We start from the raw sequence: 2,170 nt of genomic DNA on the forward strand, positions 1-2,170 counted from the left end.
CCGACCGCCTCCCGCCGCCGTCGCCGCCGCCGCGGCGCCGCCGACGAGGCCGCCGAGCAGGCACCGTCCGCCGCCCCGGACACCGGGAACGGCTCCGCGGACGACGAGGACACCGACGCGTCCGACGACTCCGCCGAGGACCACGCCGACGACGGCGACGACCACGACGAGCACGACAACGAGACGTCCGGTTCGCGCCGCCGCCGTCGCCGGGGCGGCCGTCGCCGCAGGCGCGGCGAGTCCGCCGAGCACGACGGCGAGGGCGACGACTCCACCGACCAGGACACCGGCCGGGTCGCCGCCGAGCAGGCCGCGCAGGACGCCGAGGACACCGCGGAGCAGGCCGAGGAGGACGCGGAGGACGCCGACGACTCGGCCGACGACCACAACGACTCGGGTTCCTCGGGCGGCTCCAGCAGCAGCCGCAGGCGCCGTCGCCGCCGTCGCCGGGCCGGTGACAGCGGGGGCGAGACCGAGACCGCCGCCGACGACCCCGAGCGCACCGTCGTCAAGGTGCGCGAGCCGCGCAAGGCCGCCGAACCGTCGGACGAGGTGCAGTCCATCAAGGGCTCCACGCGTCTGGAGGCGAAGAAGCAGCGCCGCCGCGAGGGCCGTGAGCAGGGACGCCGGCGTGTCCCGATCATCACGGAGGCCGAGTTCCTGGCCCGCCGTGAGGCCGTGGAGCGGGTGATGGTGGTCCGCCAGCACGGCGACCGCACCCAGATCGGCGTGCTGGAGGACGGGGTGCTCGTCGAGCACTACGTCAACAAGGAGCAGTCGACGTCGTACGTCGGCAACGTGTACCTCGGCAAGGTGCAGAACGTGCTGCCGTCGATGGAGGCCGCCTTCATCGACATCGGCAAGGGCCGCAACGCCGTCCTGTACGCCGGCGAGGTCAACTTCGAGGCGCTGGGCATGGCCAACGGCCCGCGCCGCATCGAGTCCGCGCTGAAGTCGGGCCAGTCGGTCCTGGTGCAGGTCACCAAGGACCCGATCGGGCACAAGGGTGCCCGTCTGACCAGCCAGGTCTCCCTCCCGGGCCGCTACCTCGTGTACGTCCCCGAGGGCTCGATGACCGGCATCAGCCGCAAGCTGCCCGACACCGAGCGGTCCCGGCTGAAGACCATCCTCAAGAAGATCGTCCCCGAGGACGCGGGCGTCATCGTGCGCACCGCCGCCGAGGGCGCGAGCGAGGAGGAACTGCGCCGGGACGTCGAGCGGCTCCAGGGGCAGTGGGAGGAGATCCGCAAGAAGTCCAAGAGCAGCAGCGCCAGCTCGCCCTCGCTGCTCTACGGCGAGCCGGACATGACCGTCCGTGTCGTGCGGGACATCTTCAACGAGGACTTCACCAAGGTCGTCGTCAGCGGCGACGAGGCGTGGAAGACCATCCACGGCTACGTGTCGCACGTGGCGCCGGACCTGGCCGACCGGCTGTCCCGGTGGACCAGCGAGGTCGACGTCTTCGCCACGTACCGGATCGACGAGCAGCTCGCCAAGGCGCTGGACCGCAAGGTGTGGCTGCCGAGCGGCGGTTCGCTGGTGATCGACCGGACCGAGGCGATGGTCGTCATCGACGTCAACACCGGGAAGTTCACCGGTCAGGGCGGCAACCTCGAGGAGACGGTCACCAGGAACAACCTGGAGGCGGCCGAGGAGATCGTCCGCCAGCTGCGGCTGCGCGACCTCGGCGGCATCATCGTCATCGACTTCATCGACATGGTGCTGGAGTCCAACCGGGACCTGGTGCTGCGGCGCCTGCTGGAGTGCCTGGGCCGGGACCGCACGAAGCACCAGGTGGCCGAGGTGACGTCGCTGGGCCTGGTCCAGATGACCCGCAAGCGGGTCGGCCAGGGCCTGCTGGAGTCGTTCTCGGAGACCTGCGTCCACTGCAACGGGCGCGGCGTCATCGTGCACCTGGACCAGCCGTCCGCGAACGGGGGCGGCGGCAAGCGGCGCAAGAAGGCGCGTGCCGGTGCCGACCACACCCACGACCACGAGACGGCCGCCGTCGCGGCCGCGCCGGACGCGGAGCAGGAGGCGGAGAGCGAGTCCGAGGCCGAGGTGGCGGCGGAGGCCGCCGCGCCGGTCGCGCTGCCCGCGCCCGACTTCGAGCCCGACGAGGAGCTGTACAGCAGCGCCGCCGAGGCGGAGGCCGCGGCCACCCGTGGTC

Annotated in this window: 1 protein-coding gene; it reads left to right on the forward strand. The window is 72.3% G+C overall.

Translation table 11 applies throughout. From position 1 onward, the window contains the following. Nucleotides 1-2,170, forward strand: a 2,170-nt coding sequence (locus G3I53_RS14200) for an Rne/Rng family ribonuclease (RefSeq protein WP_164438405.1), incomplete at both ends; no start/stop codon positions are given.

Source organism: Streptomyces sp. SID14436, from assembly GCF_010548465.1.
In the GTDB taxonomy this organism is placed as follows: domain Bacteria; phylum Actinomycetota; class Actinomycetes; order Streptomycetales; family Streptomycetaceae; genus Streptomyces.